This window comes from Bradyrhizobium sp. LeoB3 (assembly GCF_055456055.1).
This window is the reverse complement of the sequence record NZ_JBVBEF010000029.1, coordinates 32,940-49,994: the sequence shown is the minus strand read 5'-3', so window position 1 is coordinate 49,994 and position 17,055 is coordinate 32,940. Positions and strand designations below refer to the sequence as shown.

Sequence of the window (17,055 nt, the reverse complement as noted above, 5' to 3'; positions counted from 1 at the left end):
ATCGCCCGGCGCCGGACAGATGCCGGCGATGGCGTTAGCCCCGCGCGAAAACCAACAGCCCGTTCGCCGGGATCGTCACTGCCGCGGACGCGGGCAAGCCGTGCAGCGGCGGGCCGTCGGCGTGCACGCTGCCATCGGCGGTGACGGTCACCTCACGGTCGTAGATGTCGCTGTTGAACATCTCGCGCCAGCGGCCCGCGACGGGAAAGCCGATCGCGTAGTTGTGGAGCGGGCTCTCGTTCAGGCTGCAGACCACCACGACATCGCCGCCGTCGCCCTCGACCCAGCGCTGGAACGCCAGCACGCGGTTGTCGTCGTGGACGTGGATGACGGCGCAACCTTCGCCGCGCAGCCCCGGCGTCCTCAGGCGCAGGCCGATCAGCTCGCGTGCAAAGCGCACGAAGCCGGCCATCACCTCATCGCCACGGTCGAACGCCGCCCAGTCGATTTCGGTATCCGTGCTCGGCGTGTCGCTCCATGGCTTCGACCCCAGCATCTCCTGGCCCATGAACAGCATGGGAATGCCCGGCGCGGTCAGCAGGAGGCCAAGCGCGACGCGGCTGCGGCTGCGCGCATACCAGGAGCGCGGATTGCTGCCGTCGGCGAGCGCCGCGATCCGTTCGTCGCGTCCCATATAGACGATGTCGTGGTTCTCGATCGCATGCACCGCGCGCCAGCGGCTACCCAGGCTGATCGCGGCGATCGCGTCTGCGATCGGGGACATCGGCACGCGTGCGTTGGCGCCCTGTGAGGCGCTCGCGATCGCCGCCCGCACGCTGTTGCGGATGCCGTCGCTCCAGGTGGCGTCGAAGCCCGCGCCGCCCTCGCTGCGATCCTTCACGATCCACGCATTGACCGGCCAATATTCGGCGATCTGGATCGCCTCGGGTTTTTGCGCGCGCAATGTCGAGGTCAGGTCCTGGCAGGTGCCCCAGCCGCCGAAGCGATCGATCACGCTGACTTCGTCGAAACGGAAGCCGTCGATCCGATACTCCTCATAAAGGAATGTGGCGTTGTCGATCAGGAACTGTTTAACGCCATCGTTCCAGAACGCGAACACCAGGCCGCCCGCCCAGCCCTTGTCGGTGAAATAGAGGCTGTTGTTGTTGTCGCCGGGCAGGTGGCGATCGAGGAACCACATGCTCTTGTCGTCGAACCCCCCGCCGGCATGGTTGTAGACGACGTCGAAGATCACGGCGATGCCATGGACATGGCAGACGTCGATCAGCGCGCGAAGCTGGTCGTCGCTGTGCCTGAGGGTGTCGACGCCGGGATAGGGCGCGTGGCCGGCCGCCTTGAGGATCGCGTTGGTGTGATCCAAATAGCGGCCGAGCTTTGCTTCGTCGGCCTCGGCGTATTGGTTCTCCGGGCTATAGAGATCGACGCCGTTATAGCCCATGCTGAACGTGGTCGGGAATTCCTGGATCGGTAGCAGCTCGATGGCGTTGACGCCGAGCGCGGCGAGGTGCGGCACGCGCTCAATCACGTCGAAGAACTTGCCATCCCCGTTGTCCGGATGCGGCGCGAACGTTCCGACGTGAAGCTGATAGACGATGAGGTCGTTGAATGCCGGCGGCACGAAGCGCTCGAGGCGCCAGGGAAATCGCCCGGCATCGCGCAGCACGGAATTGCAGGCCGGAAAGGACGGCTGGACGCTGAGCAGCCGCGCCCGCGGGTCGCGCTTGAAGCCGGACGAGCCGATGCCCTCGACGTAGAACAGGTAAGCGTCGCCGTCCTTCAGGCCGGGCACGAAGCTCGCCCAGTGCCCGCCGCCGATCTCCGACATCAGCGAACCGGCATCCTGCCTCCAATCGTTGAAGTCGCCGGAGACATGGACCGCGCTGGCCCGCGGCGCCCAGACGCGGAATATCGCCCCGCCGGGCACGAGCGTGCCGCCCATCGGAGCGCCGGTGAGGTCCGGCTCAGGCATCTGTCTTCCCCCTGAACGCGTGGCGCCGGAAGAATGAGCCCGGCGGCAGCGGCCGGCAAGATTGTCGCCAAGCATTATTACGCGGATGCGAAAGCGGGAGCCTCGGCGGGAGCGGGGCGGCTGCTCTTTGCGGAAAAGAACGGGGAAAGGGGCAACGCGCGGAACCAAGGACCGGTTCGGCGACTTATCCGCGCAGGCTCTCATCGAGGCTCAAGAAAATGAAGCTGCTGCAGCGTCTCTCCCGGCTGTTCTGGCGGCGCCGGGAGCTGCGCCAACCGCCCGTCCTTCCGCAATCCTCCATCGATGCCGACGAATTCGCCCGGCTGTTGTGCAGCCGGCGGGTCGAAGATTTGAAGACGCTGGCCAAGAAGCTGAGCCAGCAGCCGAGGGCGCACGCCTGAGGCCTTGATCGGTCGTGTCCCCGGACTCGCCGCGCCCCAGACGAGCGCGAGGGGTTGTCTGGCATCATTGCGACGAGTGCACGCGACGAAGCGATCCATATCGCGACAAGTGGCACCTTCGATTGCTTCCAACCTTTGCCCGCTGAGCTGGGGCAAGTCGCCTGCGCCCACAAACGCGGTGAGAGCCCCGTATGTCGGGGGGCATCGCCTTGCGTCGAAGGGCCAAAAAATTTTTTGTAGCCTCCCCTTGAAACTGGATCGGCCTTTTCCAAGATTTTTTTCGCCATCCGACGGATGGCGTCCGGACGCCTGATGGGTCTGGACCAGAACGGGCACCGGTTCTGTCCGGTGCCGCTCGTATCCAACTTGCTCATTGGAGGATTTGGCTATGCGCAGCTACGACTTTGCTCCCCTGTGGCGCTCGACCATCGGCTTCGACCGCCTGTTCGATCTCGTCGACGCGGCGGCACGTACGGGCGAGGACAATTACCCGCCCTACAACATTGAACGGCTTGGTGAAGATCGCTACCAGATATCGCTTGCGCTCGCGGGCTTCTCGCCCGACGAGATCTCGGTGACCGCCGAGAGCAACGTGGTCACGATCGAAGGCAGCAAGTCCGAGAAGGCCGAACATGAATACCTCTATCGCGGTATCTCGGCGCGGCCGTTCAAGCGGCACTTCAATCTCGCCGATTACGTGCAGGTGAAGAGCGCCGCGTTCGACAATGGACTCCTGAAGATCGAACTGGTCCGCGAGGTGCCCGAGGCCATGAAGCCGCGGCGGATCGCCATCGATGGCGCGACGGCAGCCAACGTGCAGCAACTCGAAGCGAAAGCGGCGTAACGCGTTCGCGACGCAGACGGATGCCCCGCCCGGTGTACCTGCCGGGCGGGACGGTTGACACGTGCCTGAACAAGTAATGGGAGCAACCAATGATCGATCGCACTGACAATATCGTCGATCTGAATGTCATCCTGCACCCGGCATCGGTTTACGACCATCCGCGCGATGTGTTGGCGGATGCCCGGCTGTCGGTGGCGGAAAAGCGCGCCGTGCTGGCGTCATGGGCGTCGGATGCGGCTGCGGTTTCGTCCAATCCGGCGTTGCGTGAACTTCCGGGTGCCAAGAGCGCTGTCAGCATCGACGAGGTACTTGAAGCGCTGTCGGCGCTCGACCCCGATCCATCGGGATCGCCAGGCGGCAAGCCGTACCGGCGGAAATCGACCTCGCGCGTCGCGCTGGCGGCGTAGAGCACGTGAGGGGCTGGGGGGATCATGTTCCGGGTATTTGCGAGGAACGGTCCCGGCGGCGTCTCCGTCATCCTCGCGACGGCGGCGGCGGCGCTGCGAAAGATGGAGGAGTTTCGCGACGACGGGTTCCGCACGGTCTCGGTGCTCGATGCATCCGGGGCCACGATCAACGAAGCCGAACTGACCGCCATGGCGCAAGCTGAGAGCAAGGGTGCGTTGCCATGAAGCGTGACGCGCCCTCGTTGGCGCCACGCCGAGACGGACAATCAACTATTGCTAATTATTGCGCCTTCTCGTGCGCGGCCATGCCGACGGCCTTGTAATCATAGGTCGGATAGAATTCGGTGCGATAGGCGCCCCAGGCCTTGTCCTCGAGCGCGCGATTGACCTCGCGCAGTCGCGATGCCGGCAGCCGCAGCGTCACCACCTGGCCGATGCCCATCATCACATACCAGCTCACGACCTCGACGCCCGCGGGCGGAAAGGCCTTGTAGTAGCCCTGCTTCTCGAGCTGTGCGTTGAGTTCGCTGAGCGGGCGCGACTGATCGTGCTTCAGGAACACCGTGATCATCACCGCATTGTCGGCGGTCGGCGGCGCTGCATTCTCCGCGGGCGCGGTCTGCGCATTCGCGGCTGATGTGAGCGTCAAGGCGCAAGCCAAGGTCGCCATCGCAAGCCATGATCCGGTTGCTCGCGCCATCGCGGTCTCCCTTCATTGCCGTGAAGATTGAGATCGCGATCATCGCGGTGCCGGTGAAGGCTGTAAATCGCAAACCCCGGTGCGAGGCGCCGCGCATCGATCACAAATCATGCAGCAATGCACTGTAGCGGGTTGACTTCTCGCGCATGCATCGCGCGCCGACCTCATCTTCGTGTCATGTCAGTGCAAGCGCCGCGTGGTCGTCGACAGGCCCGCATAAGCGTCCTCTGGAAAGCTCTCGAACCAGCGCATCGATGGTGCGCTGCCATTCGCGTCATCGGTGATTCGCTGCGCGTTCGGGAACCTCCACATGGAACTCACAAAGATGCTCGTGAAAGTACGCCATTCCGCCACAATTTCAGTATTTTCCCGATGAGTAGAAATACTGAGATTTGCCACATTCCTGCGAGAATTGTTGCAAACTCTAGGCGCGTCTGCCTCTATTTCCTTGTGAGCTGGCAACACATGGTCGCGTTCTCAGTATTCCTACTGAGTGCCGAGTTAACGCGGGAACAGCCTTAGGGTCGCTAGATCGGTCGCATGACACAGCACGAGCATCGAGCCGACGGGTCACATCTGTCGAAGTGGATGGAAGACCGCGCCCCATTCGAGAGCAATCGTGAGATTGTGGAACTCGCCGCACAGCGTGCGCGCGCTACGGAAGAGGCGGGCGCTGCGATCGCGCGCCAGTTCAACGGTCCGATGACGGCGCTCCTGCTCTACATGAACGAGATCAAGCAGCACAGTCATCAGTTCGCGCATTCGCCGGCAGCCCGAATCTACCTGCAGCAGGTGGTCGAGAACGCCCTGCAGCAGACCGAGCGCGTCTGCGCGATGCTGAAGCAGATTTCGGAGATTCATCCGGGATCCGCTCCCGTTATCGATCAGAAGGCGGGATGGGACAGTCCGCCTGCGCGCATCAAGGACGAAAGCCCGCCGCCAAAGGTGACGGTTGTATCCAAGGCCGGCCAGAAGCCGCTGACTAGGCGCGAGCGCGAGGTGCTCCGTCTCATCAGCGAGGGCTATTCGAACAAGCAAGGCGCACTGCGCATGAAGATCAGCCCGCGGACATTCGAAAGCCATCGCGCCGAAGCGATGCGCAAGCTCGGCGCACGCAACACCGCCGATCTCGTCCGCAAGGCGCTGATGCAGTCGTCCTGAGCGCTGGAAGCGTTTTCGAGCGAAGCGGGCACAGGCCCGCGTCGCAATCAAGTTTACGCAGATTGCGTAGACTTATCTGCGCAGAAAACACGTCAAGACAGGAATCTACAGCTTCGGTTCTGATTCAATCAGAACCGAATTCGCGCTGGGCGCGCGACGGCCGACGGGCACGGCCTATGCCTGCGGCAGGTCGAAGCAGTAAAGCGCAACAAAGCACGATGCGCTTGCGCCGAGCTTGCGCTTGAGCAAACAACGATTCGATTCAAATTGATAAGGAAGCGCCGGCGTAGTCCGGGGCCGCTGGTCGACATCGGCACAGATCTCCCGGCTTACGCATTCGCGTCACCGGGCTACGAGGTGATTCAGATGTAATCTTCCGCGAAGGTGCGGATGCGTGGGGCTGGCCGCAGGTTTACCGCGGCAGGCTTCGGCGTTTCCGGGATGATCGTGATGGTCCAGGCCGCCGGAACGCGCGACTTGTTTTCCACGATGGATCGAACGTGGCCCGTGACCGTCGCGCCGGCCGAATGCGCGGTTGCGGTCCTGCCGTTGAACTGTGCGATCCGAAAACGCCTGGCTTCCTTCTGGTCCGTCGTTTCGAACGTGAACATGTCAGCTCTCCCGTGTTCACTCCGATTATCGCCGGTTAAGCTTAGCCGTCCGTGAAAATTGAGAGCCGTAGAAGTACGGCCGGGTTTCCACGCGGGAAGCGAGCGCGCAGTCGCGCTTATGGCGTAACCGATTCGTACCCCTGAATCAGGCGGGTGTATTGGGCTTTCACCGTCGCGTAGCATTCGCAAGAGGTCTTCATCAGGCCGTCGAGATTGGTGATCTCGATATGGCCTCGGCTGTAGTGGATGAAATCCGCCTGCTGAAGCGTGTGCGCCACCAGCGAGACGCTGTTGCGGCGCGCGCCGATCATCTGCGCCATCGCTTCCTGCGTCAGCACGATCTTGTCGCTTCCGGACAGGTCGCGGGTGTGCAGGAGGCATCGTGCGAGCCGCGATTCCACGGGATGCGAAGCGTTGCAGCCGGCGGTCTGCTGGACCTGCGCATCGACTGCAAGTCCGTGCCGGGCCAGCGCATAGCGCAACGTCGCACTGCGGTCGGCGGCGAGGCGAAGCTGCTCGAGCTCGATGGTCGAAGCGATGCCGGGCACCACCACCACCGCGCAGTTCAGCGCGGTCGCGTCCCCCAGCGCGGCGAACGCGCCGAAGATGCTGTCGCGCCCGACCAAGGCGATCTGCACGTGCTCGCCGCGCGCGAGCTTCACGACCAGGGAAATCGCACCCCTCTGCGGCAGGTAGGCTCGCTTGAGCACTTCATCGACCTCGACCAGGACCATGTCCTGGATGAGATCGACTGTGCGCAGATGGGGGCGGATCAGTTCGAAATCGGATGCCGACAGCGCGGACAAGAATCCGTTCAGCGAACGAGGAACCGAATCCAAAGCAGTCTCCTGCCTCATTGCTAGAGCGTATCTCGGCCTGGCAGCTGACACACGCTGACCGAGTTGCAAGATGGCCTTGCCGCGCATCGCGGGCAAGGAAAACCTGTCCATCTGACTGATGTCGTTTGATACTCGTCGGCGACTGTGGCCTCAGCGACGCAGGTTCCGCTGCTCAGAGCGTTTTCGAGCGAAGCGGAGACCGGTTCGCGTGAAGAAAACGCGTCAGAACAAGAATTTGGAGCTTCGGTTCTGATTCCATCAGAACCGAAAATGCTCCAGAGGCTTCTCATTCCGTCTTGAGCAGTCGACCGCATTGCGTCCTCACCGCGGTGTAGCACTCACAGGCGGTTTTCCGCAGACCTTCGAGATCGATGATTTCGATATTCCCGCGGCTGTAGCGGATCAGCCCAGCCTCCTGGAATGCGTGTGCCACGATCGAAATGGCATTGCGCCGGACGCCGAGCAACTGCGACAGACATTCCTGCGTCAACGGGAGTGGTTCTCCGCCGCACAACTCTCGCGCGTGCAGCAGCCAGCGTGACAGCCGGGATTCGACCGTGTGAGATGCATGACATGTCGCGGCTTGCTGGGCCTGCACGGACAGCGCCTGCTGGTGCCTGACCAGAACTTGCCGCAGAGTGCTGCTCGCCTCCTTCGCGGCGCGCAGGCGATCGGTTGCGAGAACCGAGGCGATGCCTGGTATGATGACGACGGCATCCGCCAGCGATGGTCCGTCATGGAGCACGGCAGTGCCGCCGACAATGCTGTCGCGTCCAATCTTGGCGACTTCGACGGTTTCACCTTCCGTGAAGCCGACGATCAGTGAAACCACACCGCTATGCGGCAGATAGACATCGCCGATCGGCGCACCGGCCTCGAACAGCACGGCGTCTTTCGTCAGCTCGACGATTGCGAGATGCGGCCGCAGCAACTCGATTTCCGCCGCTGGCAGAGTCTGCAACAGATGATTGGACGGACGCGATGATCCAGACATTCCCTCTCCTGCCGAAAGGCGGGAGCTCACCGTCTCGCGTCACCTACTCATGGCATGTCGGATAGCGCGAAGAATAGCTTTCCCTCACGATTGCACAAGAGCTACACGCGCGTGGCTATACACCTTACCGGGCAGATAGACGTTTTCGTTTGCGACCGAACCAAAAATCGCGCGCTGATTCGTGCGAGGTGGGACAAGCGATTAACGGCGAAACGGCTGTGCGAATGGCGGCGCTGTGTGTATGCGAAATACCACGCACGATCGAAAGGAACTTGTTCGCGCAACGTGGCTGTCTTCTCCGACGAGACGAGCACGAAACATTCCAAATCCATCACGCTCGCTTTGTCTGTCGACGACGAGAGTTGCTGCTGTGCGATCCGCGATCGCAATCCATCATGCGTGCTGCTGTTTCGATCTGCGCGTTCACACTTGCGATCATCTCAGTAGAACTACTGAGAAATGCGTCCGCGCGCGGAGTTTCTGGGTATTTGTACTGAGGAGCGATTTAACGAACGGGTAGCGCCGCCGGAACAGTGTGGCACGGTCGCCGGAGTGAAGTTTCCGGCGGCTGCGTCAATCGTGTGTTCATCCAGAAGGGTATCAAACTATGTCCGGCATTATTCTCTCGGCTTCGGTTCGCCAGAACCTGCTCTCGCTGCAGTCGACCGCTGATCTGCTCGCCACCACGCAGAGCCACCTTTCGACCGGCAAGAAGGTCAACTCGGCCCTCGACAATCCCACCAACTATTTCACCGCCGCCTCGCTCGACAACCGCGCAAGCGACATCAACAACCTGCTCGATGGCATCGGCAATGGCGTGCAGGTGCTGCAGGCAGCCAACACCGGCATCACCTCGCTGCAGAAGCTGGTCGACAGCGCCAAGTCGATCGCCAACCAGGCGCTGCAGGCGACCTCAGGCTATTCGTCCAAGTCGACTGCCACGTCGGCGGCCATCACCGGCGCGACCGCCACGAACCTGCTCGGCGATGGCGATACGGCCGCGACTGTGACGGGCACTGCGGTTGGTGGTGGCCTCACCGCCGCTACAACCACCACCGCGGCTGGATTTGCCAACGGTGACTCGTTCACGATCAACGGCAAGACGATCACGTTTGCGACGGGCGGCACCAGCGCCACCGCCGCCTCGAGCACGGACGCCAACGGCAACGTCACGATCAACCTGACGTGGGGCGCAGGCAGCACCGACACGACCGTGGCGGATGTTACTGCCGCAATCAACGGTATCACTGGTGGCACCACGTCGATCGCCACGAACCAACTGACCATCAACAACGCCGCCACTGACAAGTCCAACAACATCACCCTTGGTGGGTCCAGCACCGTCCTCGCCAAGCTCGGCCTCTCAGCAGGTACGACGAGGCCGGCCGATGCCACCGATGGCCAGGTCCTCAATATCGCTGCGATCGGCACCAAGGCGGCTCAGACCATCACCATCGGAACCGGCGCCGGTGCGGTGAACACCCTTGACGATCTGAACAAGAAGCTCGCAGACAGCAACCTGTCGGCTTCGCTCTCCAGCGATGGCAAGCTGACCATCACGACCGCGAACGACGATGCGTCGATCGATCTGACCGGCAAGCTCACCGGCAGCGCCACGGGTGCCGGCACTCTGCTCGGGGCTCTCACCACGACCGCGCCTGTCAAGGACGTCAACGCGCAGAACACCCGCGCCGATCTGGTCCGCCAGTACAATACGGTGATCGATCAGATCAAGACGACCGCGCAGGATGCGTCCTTCAACGGCATCAATCTGCTGAACGGCGATCAGCTCAAGCTGGTGTTCAACGAAACCGGCAAGTCGACGCTGACGATCAACGGCGTGACCGACGATCCGGCCGGTCTCGGCCTGGCGTCGTTGACTGCCGGGACCGACTTCATCGACAACGACACCACCCAGACGGTTCTCACTTCGCTGAACAACGCCTCGAGCACGCTGCGTTCGCAGGCGTCGGCCTTCGGTTCGAACCTGTCGATCGTGCAGATCCGCCAGGACTTCTCCAAGAACCTGATCAACGTGCTGCAGACCGGCTCGTCCAACCTGACGCTGGCCGACACCAACGAGGAAGCGGCCAACAGCCAGGCGCTGTCGACCCGCCAGTCGATCGCGGTGTCCGCGCTGGCGCTCGCCAACCAGAGCCAACAGAGCGTGCTCCAGCTCCTCCGCTGAGCGCTGCGACGAACCCGAACAAGGAAGCGGCGGAGGCAACTCCGCCGCTTTCGGACTGACGAATTGCGAGACCGGATGGCGGCCCACCTGCTGCCGGTTTGCGCGACGAAGATTTCGAAGATCGAGGGCGAGCAAGCGCCCGCGCCGTTGCCTAGAAAAGGAGACGATCATGCCGTTACGCGTCGAGCTGAAGCCGTTTGAACGGATCGTCATCGGCGAGACCGTGCTGATCAATTCCGGCACCCGCACGTCCTTCCTGATCGACGGCGAAGCGCCGATCCTGCGCGAACGTGACACCGTGACCGCGGAGACCGCCAACACCCCGGCGAGGCGGCTCTATCACTGCGTCCAGACCATGTATCTGAAGAACGAGGTCCAGCGTTATCGGACCGCCTATCTGGGCTTCGTCAAGGAGCTGCGGGAGGCCGATGCCAGCACGCGCGAGGCGCTCGATCTGGTTAACCGTCATGTCGCGGATGGCGCGCTTTACAAGGCGCTCAAGGAAATCCGCAAGCTGATGCAGCGCGAGCAGCAGCGCGCCGCGGCCTGAGCCTGCCGGCTCCGCCTCACACGCGAAAACTCCAGCGAATTCATTGTCTTCGTGTCTGGGCGCGCGACAGCCGTCGATGACGCGCCTCCGGCGGTTCCCTGCCGCACGGTATCAACATGCCATCCGTATTCGCACGGACGGTAAAATTAAGTGGTTGTGAGCCCGCCAAGGCCTATCGATTGATCAGCATCTACAAGAACAATCGAGAGGCGAATTCAGATGGACGATCCCCGTGTCGGCGAGCAGGTGCGGACCTGCCTTGTCGTCGATGATTCCAGCGTGGTGCGGAAAATCGCGCGCCGCTTCCTGGAAGAACTCAATTTCCAGATCATCGAGGCCGAGAACGGTGAGCGGGCACTGGACGCCTGTCGTCGTGCCATGCCCACAGCGGTGCTGCTCGACTGGAACATGCCGGTGATGGACGGCCATGAATTCCTGCTCCATCTGCGCCGGCTGCCCGGCGGCGACCTGCCCAAGGTCGTGTTCTGCACGACCGAGAACAACATGGATCACATCTCGCGCGCGCTTGAGGCGGGCGCCGACGAATACATCATGAAGCCGTTCGACAAGGACATCATCGCCGCCAAGTTCCACGAAGTCGGCCTCTGTGCGGCCTCGATGCCCGCCTGATCATTCGAAAATCCCTTGCGCCAAGAGGCCATCGTGAACGCTTCCGACTACGAGTATCTGCGCAAATTGCTCAAGGACCATTCCGGTCTCGACCTGTCCGCGGACAAGCAATATCTGATCGAAAGCCGCCTGCTGCCGCTGTCGCGCAAATGCGGCCTCTCCGGCATCGACGATCTCGTGCAGAAGATGAAGGGCGGATCGGCTCGCCACATCGCGCAGGTGGTCGAGGCCATGACCACCAACGAGACCTTCTTCTTCCGCGACAAGGCGCCGTTCGATCATTTCCGCGATACGATCATCCCGGAGCTGTTGAAGGCGCGGGCGGGCCGCAGGACGATCCGGATCTGGTGCGCCGCCGGCTCGACCGGGCAGGAGCCCTATTCGCTCGCGATGTGCCTGAAGGAGATGAGCGCGCAGCTTGCGGGCTGGCGCACCGAGATCCTCGCGACCGATCTGTCGCAGGATGTGCTGGAGAAATCCAAGGCCGGAATCTACAGCCAGTTCGAGGTTCAGCGTGGCCTGCCGATCCAATTGCTGGTGAAGTATTTCAAGCAGAACGGCGAGCTCTGGCAGCTCAACGCCGACATCCGCGCGATGGTGCAGCACCGGCAGCTCAACCTGCTGCATGACTTCGCGCAGCTCGGCACTTTCGACGTCATTTTCTGCCGCAACGTCCTGATCTATTTCGACCAGGACACCAAGATCAACATCTTCAACCGCCTCACCAGGTCGCTCGAAGGAGATGGTTTCCTGGTGCTCGGCGCGGCCGAAACCGTCGTCGGCCTGACCGACGTCTTCAAACCCTGTCCTGAAAAGCGCGGCCTCTATCGGCCGACCGGCACCCGTCCCGCGGTCGCCCCGATGGCGACTGCCGCAATGCTCAGGATGGCCGCGATCGGAGGACGCTGACGATGAAGGAGACCAGCAGGGCAGCGGAGCGAGTGACATTCAGTCGCGGCTATGAGGTGTGCATCATGGCCATCGATGGAACCTGGCGGCGCAATTGCGTGCTCAACGCCATCTCCGAGAATGACGCGGCCCTGAACGTCGAAGGCTCCATCCAGGGCCTCAACCTTAAGGAATTCTTCCTGCTGCTGTCCTCGACCGGGCTTGCCTACCGCCGCTGCGAACTGGTCCGCGTCAACGGCACCGAGATCGACATCCAGTTCATCCGGGGCAAGCCTGTGAGAAAGCGCCTCGCCGCGGCGTCGGGAACTGAAAGCCCCAAGACGGCCGGCTAAAGCGCGATAACTTTTCCTCGAATCGTCATCCAGCTTTAGCTCTTTGTTTGAGCATGATCTTTTTCGGAAAACCGGTTTCCACTTTTCCGGATCATGCTCTAGTTTAGCTGGTGCTTCATTGCCTTGGCCTCGAGCAGGAACTCGAGGGCCGCGCCGAGGCCGGCGTCGCATGCCTTCAGCGCCGCTCCCGCTACGGCATAGCGGGGCGTGACGTCATCAAGCACGAAAATGTCGGCGTCGGCTTCCATGGAAGCAAGCGAGGTCTCGCAGACGATTGCGTTCTCGATCCGCGACAGGCTCGCCTGCACCTGCCCGATCAGGCACATCAGGTCCGAGACGATCGATTCATAGGCGTCGTTTCCATCGACGGCCTTGGCGGCGATATTGTTTCCTGCAGCTTTCTGCATGCGCATTCTCCACGGGAGCCTATCTTTAGGGACCGCGGTGCTACTTGTGCGTTAAGCCGTCGTCCCGTACAAATACGGGCCAATGCGATGCGATGTCGGTCGGAGCCATTGTTTCGGTTGCCGGTTTCACCAGTAGGGACGGAATGACCTATGGCTGAGAGTGCCCCCTCCCGCGGGGAGATTTTCGTAGTCGATGACGATCCCGCCGTCCGCGACACGCTTTCGATGGTGCTGTCCGCAGCCGGCTATCAGGTGATCTGTTTTGCCGACGGCGCCGCGCTGCTGTCGGTGGCGCGAACCAGGACGCCGGCCTGCATCCTGCTCGACGTCCACATCCCCGGCAAATCCGGCCTCGACATTCTCAAGGAACTGCACGGCGAGGAGTATCCGGCGCCGATCTTCATGATCTCGGGACAGGGCGACATCGCGATGGCCGTCAGCGCCATCAAGAACGGCGCGCTCGACTTCATCGAGAAGCCGTTCCGTGGCAGCGAGATCGTCGCTCGCCTCGACGAGGCGATCGGCGCCTATACGCGGCGCCAGGCCGACAGTTCCGCATCGCAGATAGCGACGCTGCATTTCCCGGGACGCGAGCCATTGACGCGGCGTGAGCGCGAGGTGCTGGAACAATTCACGGCGGGCGCTTCCAACAAGGAAGCGGGACGTCACCTCGGCATCAGCCCGCGCACGATCGAGGATCACCGCGCCAACATCATGAAGAAGCTCGGCGCCAGGAACGCCGCCGACCTCGTGCGCATCGTCATGACCGCGCAGCAGCAACAGCAGCGCTCGGCCTAGCCGTCGTCCCGGCTCAAGGCCGGGACGACATCGTCTTTGTTGCGCGGGCTAATTGCGACGTCTGATGCAATCGATTGCGTCGCTATCCAGCCAGCGCCTTGCGGATCATGATGGCCATGTCCGACTTGCGATAGGGTTTCGCCAGCAACAGCACGCCTTCGTCGAGCCGGCCGTGATGGATGATGGCATTCTCGGTGTAGCCCGAGGTGAACAGCACCTTCACGTCGGGCTTCAGCTTGTGGATCTCTTCCGCTAGCTGGCGACCGTTCATGCCGGGCATGATCACGTCGGTGAACAAGAGGTCGAACGGTTTGCCGGCGCGGGCGATGGCGAGCGCGTCGGCAGCGTTTGCGGCATCCAGCGTGACATAGCCGAGCGAGTGCAATTGCGTCAGCACATAGTCGCGCACCAGCTTGTCGTCCTCGACGACGAGGATGGTTTCGTTGCCGCCCTGCAGTTTCGCCGTGAGCGTCGGCTCGATCGTGGCCGTGGCGCTGGTCGCAGGCGGCAAGTACATCTTGACCGTGGTGCCGTGGCCTTCCTCGCTGTAGATCTTGATGTGCCCCGCCGACTGCTTGATGAAGCCATAGACCATGCTGAGGCCGAGCCCGGTGCCCTTGCCGGGGCCCTTCGAGGTGAAGAACGGATTGAACACCTTGTCGATGATGTCGGAGGGAATTCCGGTGCCGGTGTCGCTCACCGCGATCATCGGATAGCGCCCCGGCCGCACATCGCCCTGCAGTCTCGCGTAGGTTTCGTCGAGGAACACGGTTCCCGTCTCGAGCACGAGCTTGCCGCCATCAGGCATCGCATCGCGGGCGTTGAGCGCGAGGTTGAGGATCGCGGTAACGAGCTGGTTGGGATCGACGATGGCAAGGCAGGTCTCGTCCTCGAAGATCGACTCGATTTCGACATGCTCGCCGAGCGTTCGCTGCAAGAGCTTGGTGGTCTCGACGATCAGGAGATTGACGTCGATCTCGCGCGGGTCGAGCGGCTGCTTGCGGGCGAATGCAAGGAGATGCTGCGTGAGTTCGGCGCCGCGCGCGGCCGCCTCGTCGATCATCTTGGTGATCGCGGCAAGCTGCGGCTCGGTCTTCACCGCGTCGGCCAGGATCTCGATCGTGCCGGTGATGACGGTCAGGATGTTGTTGAAGTCATGCGCGATGCCGCCGGTGAGCTGGCCGACGGCCTCCATCTTCTCGGCCTGCCTCATGCGCTCTTCGGCGGCGATCTTGTCGGTGAGATCGCGGACGAAGCCATTGAACACGAAACCGTCGCGGGTCTTCAGCGCGGCGATGCTCAGTTCCGCGGTGAACTCGGTGCCGTCGCGCCGCCGCGCCTGCACCTCGCGGCGCGGTTGTTGCAACTGGACGCCGCCTGAGTGCAGGAAGGCCCCCAGCGCTGCCTTGAGCGGGCCGTCCGGCCGCCCGAGCAGCTCGAACACGTTCTTGCCGAGCGCCTCGTCGCGGGGCCATCCAAACAGGCTCTCGGCTTGCGGATTCCAGTAGCGAATGATGCCCTTCTGATCGATCTGCACGAAGGCATCGAGCGCGCTGTTGATGATGCCGCGCGCCAGTTGCTCGCTCTCGAGCAAATTTTCCTGCGCCTTGCGGCTTTCGGTCATGTCGCGCGCGGTCTTGCAGATGCCGATGATGGCGCCGGATGCCGACTTGATCGGCGAGATCGAGAGCGAGACCTCGACCGGCGTGCCGTCCTTGCGCAGGCGCACGGTCTCGTTGTTCGCGATCGCCTCGCCACAGCCGATCCGGCGCAGCACGTCGTCGGTCTCCGCGGCGCGGTCGGGCGGCACGATCAGCGAGATGTGCCGGCCCACCGCCTCAGTCGCGGTGTAGCCGAACAGGCGCTCCGCGGCCGGATTCCAGCCGGTGACGATGCCGTCCAGCGACTCCGTGATGACGGCGTCGTTGGCGGATTCGACCGCGGCGCTGAACAGGCGCTCGCGCCCGGCGAGGCGGTCGCGCGCGGCTTCGGTCCGCAGATGTTCGACCACCTCGCGCTCGAGCGCAACCGTCTTGGCATTCACCTCACTGATCACGCGCACGAAGGCGCGCGCCAGCACGCCGGTCTCGCCCGGCGCGTCGACCGGAATGGCGTCGGTGCCCTTCTGTGCGACGCTCTCGACCGCCGCCGTCAATTGCCGGATCGGCCGCATCAGCGATCTCGCGATCAGGATCGCCAGTCCCGCCGCGGCCAGCACGGCGAGCAGGCCGACCACGATCGAGCTGTTGCGGATCGTCGCCGCCGGCGCCATGAACACCGCGTTCGGAACCGTCTCGATCACCGCGATCCATTGATTGTCGACCAGCAGCGCGGGCGCCAGCGCGACGCCGTTCGGCCGTCCGCCCGCGCCTTCGACCATGCGCGAGAAGCCCTGCGTGGTCCCCTGCGCCGACGCCAGATAGGGGAAGTCGCGCCGCCAGTCGGCTCCCGATCCTGTCTGCCCGCCGAATTCGCGCGTGCGGTCGGGATGGACGAGGTAGTTGCCTCTGCCGTCGACCACATAGGCCGTTTCGCCCTGCCGTACCGAGTTTCGCGCGCGGTCCAACTCGCTGCGCATGTCGATCTCGATCAGGATGATCCCGAACGGCTTGCCGTCGGCCGCCGGCACCGTCGTCGCCACCCGCAGGATCGGCGCCGGCTGCGCCGCGCCGGCGTCCTTATCCAGTTCGACCGGCGAGACATAGATTCCGCCGACGCCAAGCGCGAGCGTGTCGCGGACATAGGGCGCGTCGCCGGCGCGCGGCAGCTCTGCTTCCGGCACGGCGCGAACGGCGCCATGCGGCCCCGAACGGTCGACGCGGACGATCTCGTGCCCGCCATCGGCAACGCCGATATAGCGCAGCTGCGCGTAAGCCGGCTTGATCGCAAGCTGCGCGGCGAGGCGGCCTTCCAGCCGCTCGCGCCACACTGCCTCGCCGACATGATCGACCGGATCCGTTCCATCATTGAGACGGGCCCGCATCATTCCGATCACCGCGGCAAAATCGCGAAAGATCACGATGTCGGCGCGCGCGCTGTCGGTATAGGTGGCCAGGTCGCCCGCGACGAAGCGCGAATGCGCCTCGATCCGATCGAGCACACGCGGCACGATCTCCTGTTCCAGGCTGCGATGGCTCAGCCACGCGACCGCGCCCACTGTGATCGCAACCAGCGCAATCATGGCGATGGCGAGTCTGGTTGTGAGCGTCATCTGTGCGGTCGCGGCCTTCCTCTGTCCGGACCAGGCGACGGGGTGTCGCCATGGCCCGGGCGACCGATGCTAGAGCATGATCCGGAAAAGTGGAAACCGGTTTTTCGCTCGCGACAAACGCAAAAGCGTTTGCGCGGAGATCA

18 protein-coding genes are annotated in these 17,055 nt (G+C 63.1%); 11 read left to right on the top strand and 7 right to left on the bottom strand.

The window, feature by feature from the left end:
* Positions 1-34: 34 nt before the first annotated feature.
* Positions 35-1,930 (bottom strand): alpha amylase C-terminal domain-containing protein, encoded by a 1,896-nt coding sequence (locus ACZXDY_RS20035; protein ID WP_464346663.1) that lies wholly within the window; start codon positions 1,928-1,930, stop codon positions 35-37.
* 218 nt (positions 1,931-2,148) lie between these two features.
* On the opposite strand from ACZXDY_RS20035, the gene ACZXDY_RS20030 reads away from it, so the two are divergent.
* The 4 genes from ACZXDY_RS20030 to ACZXDY_RS20015 all read left to right on the top strand — a co-directional run bounded on the left by ACZXDY_RS20030 (position 2,149) and on the right by ACZXDY_RS20015 (position 3,807).
* Positions 2,149-2,331, top strand: coding sequence for a hypothetical protein (locus ACZXDY_RS20030; protein ID WP_208829485.1), 183 nt, complete (start codon positions 2,149-2,151; stop codon positions 2,329-2,331).
* Between the two features lie 388 nt (positions 2,332-2,719).
* Positions 2,720-3,175 (top strand): Hsp20 family protein, encoded by a 456-nt coding sequence (locus ACZXDY_RS20025; protein ID WP_456644090.1) that lies wholly within the window; start codon positions 2,720-2,722, stop codon positions 3,173-3,175.
* Positions 3,176-3,264: 89 nt separating this feature from the next.
* Positions 3,265-3,582 carry a hypothetical protein gene (locus tag ACZXDY_RS20020; protein ID WP_028162396.1) on the top strand — a complete coding sequence of 106 codons (318 nt, stop codon included), beginning with the start codon at positions 3,265-3,267 and terminating at the stop codon, positions 3,580-3,582.
* A 24-nt stretch (positions 3,583-3,606) separates the two neighbouring features.
* Positions 3,607-3,807, top strand: a complete 201-nt coding sequence (locus tag ACZXDY_RS20015; RefSeq protein ID WP_130229997.1) for a hypothetical protein — start codon at positions 3,607-3,609, stop codon at positions 3,805-3,807.
* 55 nt (positions 3,808-3,862) lie between these two features.
* Here the strand turns inward: ACZXDY_RS20015 and ACZXDY_RS20010 are convergent, their stop codons facing one another.
* Complete coding sequence (locus ACZXDY_RS20010; protein WP_464346690.1) at positions 3,863-4,252, bottom strand: hypothetical protein; 390 nt, start codon at positions 4,250-4,252, stop codon at positions 3,863-3,865.
* A gap of 570 nt (positions 4,253-4,822) precedes the next feature.
* On the opposite strand from ACZXDY_RS20010, the gene ACZXDY_RS20005 reads away from it, so the two are divergent.
* Entirely contained in the window at positions 4,823-5,443 is a 621-nt protein-coding gene (locus ACZXDY_RS20005; protein ID WP_028162393.1) for a helix-turn-helix transcriptional regulator, read from the top strand.
* 362 nt (positions 5,444-5,805) lie between these two features.
* On the opposite strand, the gene ACZXDY_RS20000 is transcribed toward ACZXDY_RS20005, so the two are convergent.
* From ACZXDY_RS20000 to ACZXDY_RS19990, 3 genes are all read right to left on the bottom strand, one after another.
* Positions 5,806-6,054: a hypothetical protein gene (locus ACZXDY_RS20000; protein ID WP_208829482.1), complete on the bottom strand. Its 249-nt coding sequence runs from the start codon at positions 6,052-6,054 to the stop codon at positions 5,806-5,808.
* A gap of 116 nt (positions 6,055-6,170) precedes the next feature.
* On the bottom strand, positions 6,171-6,911 hold the full coding sequence (locus ACZXDY_RS19995) for a Crp/Fnr family transcriptional regulator (RefSeq protein WP_155255055.1): 741 nt from the start codon (positions 6,909-6,911) through the stop codon (positions 6,171-6,173).
* Positions 6,912-7,179: 268 nt separating this feature from the next.
* Positions 7,180-7,887, bottom strand: coding sequence for a Crp/Fnr family transcriptional regulator (locus ACZXDY_RS19990; RefSeq protein WP_464346662.1), 708 nt, complete (start codon positions 7,885-7,887; stop codon positions 7,180-7,182).
* 607 nt (positions 7,888-8,494) lie between these two features.
* Between ACZXDY_RS19990 and ACZXDY_RS19985 the strand changes: the two genes are divergently transcribed.
* From ACZXDY_RS19985 to ACZXDY_RS19965, 5 genes are all read left to right on the top strand, one after another.
* On the top strand, positions 8,495-10,075 hold the full coding sequence (locus ACZXDY_RS19985) for a flagellin N-terminal helical domain-containing protein (protein ID WP_464346661.1): 1,581 nt from the start codon (positions 8,495-8,497) through the stop codon (positions 10,073-10,075).
* A 169-nt stretch (positions 10,076-10,244) separates the two neighbouring features.
* On the top strand, positions 10,245-10,625 hold the full coding sequence (flbT, locus tag ACZXDY_RS19980) for a flagellar biosynthesis repressor FlbT (protein WP_028162388.1): 381 nt from the start codon (positions 10,245-10,247) through the stop codon (positions 10,623-10,625).
* Positions 10,626-10,871: 246 nt separating this feature from the next.
* The gene (locus ACZXDY_RS19975; RefSeq protein ID WP_464346689.1) at positions 10,872-11,255 is read left to right on the top strand and encodes a response regulator; all 384 of its coding nucleotides are present in this window, start codon (positions 10,872-10,874) and stop codon (positions 11,253-11,255) included.
* Between the two features lie 33 nt (positions 11,256-11,288).
* Positions 11,289-12,164 (top strand): CheR family methyltransferase, encoded by an 876-nt coding sequence (locus ACZXDY_RS19970; protein ID WP_464346660.1) that lies wholly within the window; start codon positions 11,289-11,291, stop codon positions 12,162-12,164.
* A 2-nt stretch (positions 12,165-12,166) separates the two neighbouring features.
* Positions 12,167-12,496: a hypothetical protein gene (locus tag ACZXDY_RS19965; RefSeq protein WP_028162385.1), complete on the top strand. Its 330-nt coding sequence runs from the start codon at positions 12,167-12,169 to the stop codon at positions 12,494-12,496.
* A 98-nt stretch (positions 12,497-12,594) separates the two neighbouring features.
* Here the strand turns inward: ACZXDY_RS19965 and ACZXDY_RS19960 are convergent, their stop codons facing one another.
* Positions 12,595-12,903 (bottom strand): hypothetical protein, encoded by a 309-nt coding sequence (locus tag ACZXDY_RS19960; RefSeq protein ID WP_464346659.1) that lies wholly within the window; start codon positions 12,901-12,903, stop codon positions 12,595-12,597.
* Between the two features lie 150 nt (positions 12,904-13,053).
* Between ACZXDY_RS19960 and ACZXDY_RS19955 the strand changes: the two genes are divergently transcribed.
* The gene (locus ACZXDY_RS19955; protein WP_028162383.1) at positions 13,054-13,701 is read left to right on the top strand and encodes a response regulator transcription factor; all 648 of its coding nucleotides are present in this window, start codon (positions 13,054-13,056) and stop codon (positions 13,699-13,701) included.
* 82 nt (positions 13,702-13,783) lie between these two features.
* On the opposite strand, the gene ACZXDY_RS19950 is transcribed toward ACZXDY_RS19955, so the two are convergent.
* Positions 13,784-16,912 (bottom strand): PAS domain S-box protein, encoded by a 3,129-nt coding sequence (locus tag ACZXDY_RS19950; protein WP_464346658.1) that lies wholly within the window; start codon positions 16,910-16,912, stop codon positions 13,784-13,786.
* Positions 16,913-17,055: the final 143 nt, after the last annotated feature.

Bases quoted from the DNA above. Each gene is read 5' to 3' on its own strand.
- ACZXDY_RS20035 (WP_464346663.1), bottom strand. From the start codon at position 1,930: ATGCCTGAGCCGGACCTCACCGGCGCTCCGATGGGCGGCACGCTCGTG.
- ACZXDY_RS20030 (WP_208829485.1), top strand. From the start codon at position 2,149: ATGAAGCTGCTGCAGCGTCTCTCCCGGCTGTTCTGGCGGCGCCGGGAG.
- ACZXDY_RS20025 (WP_456644090.1), top strand. From the start codon at position 2,720: ATGCGCAGCTACGACTTTGCTCCCCTGTGGCGCTCGACCATCGGCTTC.
- ACZXDY_RS20020 (WP_028162396.1), top strand. From the start codon at position 3,265: ATGATCGATCGCACTGACAATATCGTCGATCTGAATGTCATCCTGCAC.
- ACZXDY_RS20015 (WP_130229997.1), top strand. From the start codon at position 3,607: ATGTTCCGGGTATTTGCGAGGAACGGTCCCGGCGGCGTCTCCGTCATC.
- ACZXDY_RS20010 (WP_464346690.1), bottom strand. From the start codon at position 4,252: ATGGCGACCTTGGCTTGCGCCTTGACGCTCACATCAGCCGCGAATGCG.
- ACZXDY_RS20005 (WP_028162393.1), top strand. From the start codon at position 4,823: ATGACACAGCACGAGCATCGAGCCGACGGGTCACATCTGTCGAAGTGG.
- ACZXDY_RS20000 (WP_208829482.1), bottom strand. From the start codon at position 6,054: ATGTTCACGTTCGAAACGACGGACCAGAAGGAAGCCAGGCGTTTTCGG.
- ACZXDY_RS19995 (WP_155255055.1), bottom strand. From the start codon at position 6,911: ATGAGGCAGGAGACTGCTTTGGATTCGGTTCCTCGTTCGCTGAACGGA.
- ACZXDY_RS19990 (WP_464346662.1), bottom strand. From the start codon at position 7,887: ATGTCTGGATCATCGCGTCCGTCCAATCATCTGTTGCAGACTCTGCCA.
- ACZXDY_RS19985 (WP_464346661.1), top strand. From the start codon at position 8,495: ATGTCCGGCATTATTCTCTCGGCTTCGGTTCGCCAGAACCTGCTCTCG.
- flbT (WP_028162388.1), top strand. From the start codon at position 10,245: ATGCCGTTACGCGTCGAGCTGAAGCCGTTTGAACGGATCGTCATCGGC.
- ACZXDY_RS19965 (WP_028162385.1), top strand. From the start codon at position 12,167: ATGAAGGAGACCAGCAGGGCAGCGGAGCGAGTGACATTCAGTCGCGGC.
- ACZXDY_RS19960 (WP_464346659.1), bottom strand. From the start codon at position 12,903: ATGCAGAAAGCTGCAGGAAACAATATCGCCGCCAAGGCCGTCGATGGA.
- ACZXDY_RS19955 (WP_028162383.1), top strand. From the start codon at position 13,054: ATGGCTGAGAGTGCCCCCTCCCGCGGGGAGATTTTCGTAGTCGATGAC.
- ACZXDY_RS19950 (WP_464346658.1), bottom strand. From the start codon at position 16,912: ATGACGCTCACAACCAGACTCGCCATCGCCATGATTGCGCTGGTTGCG.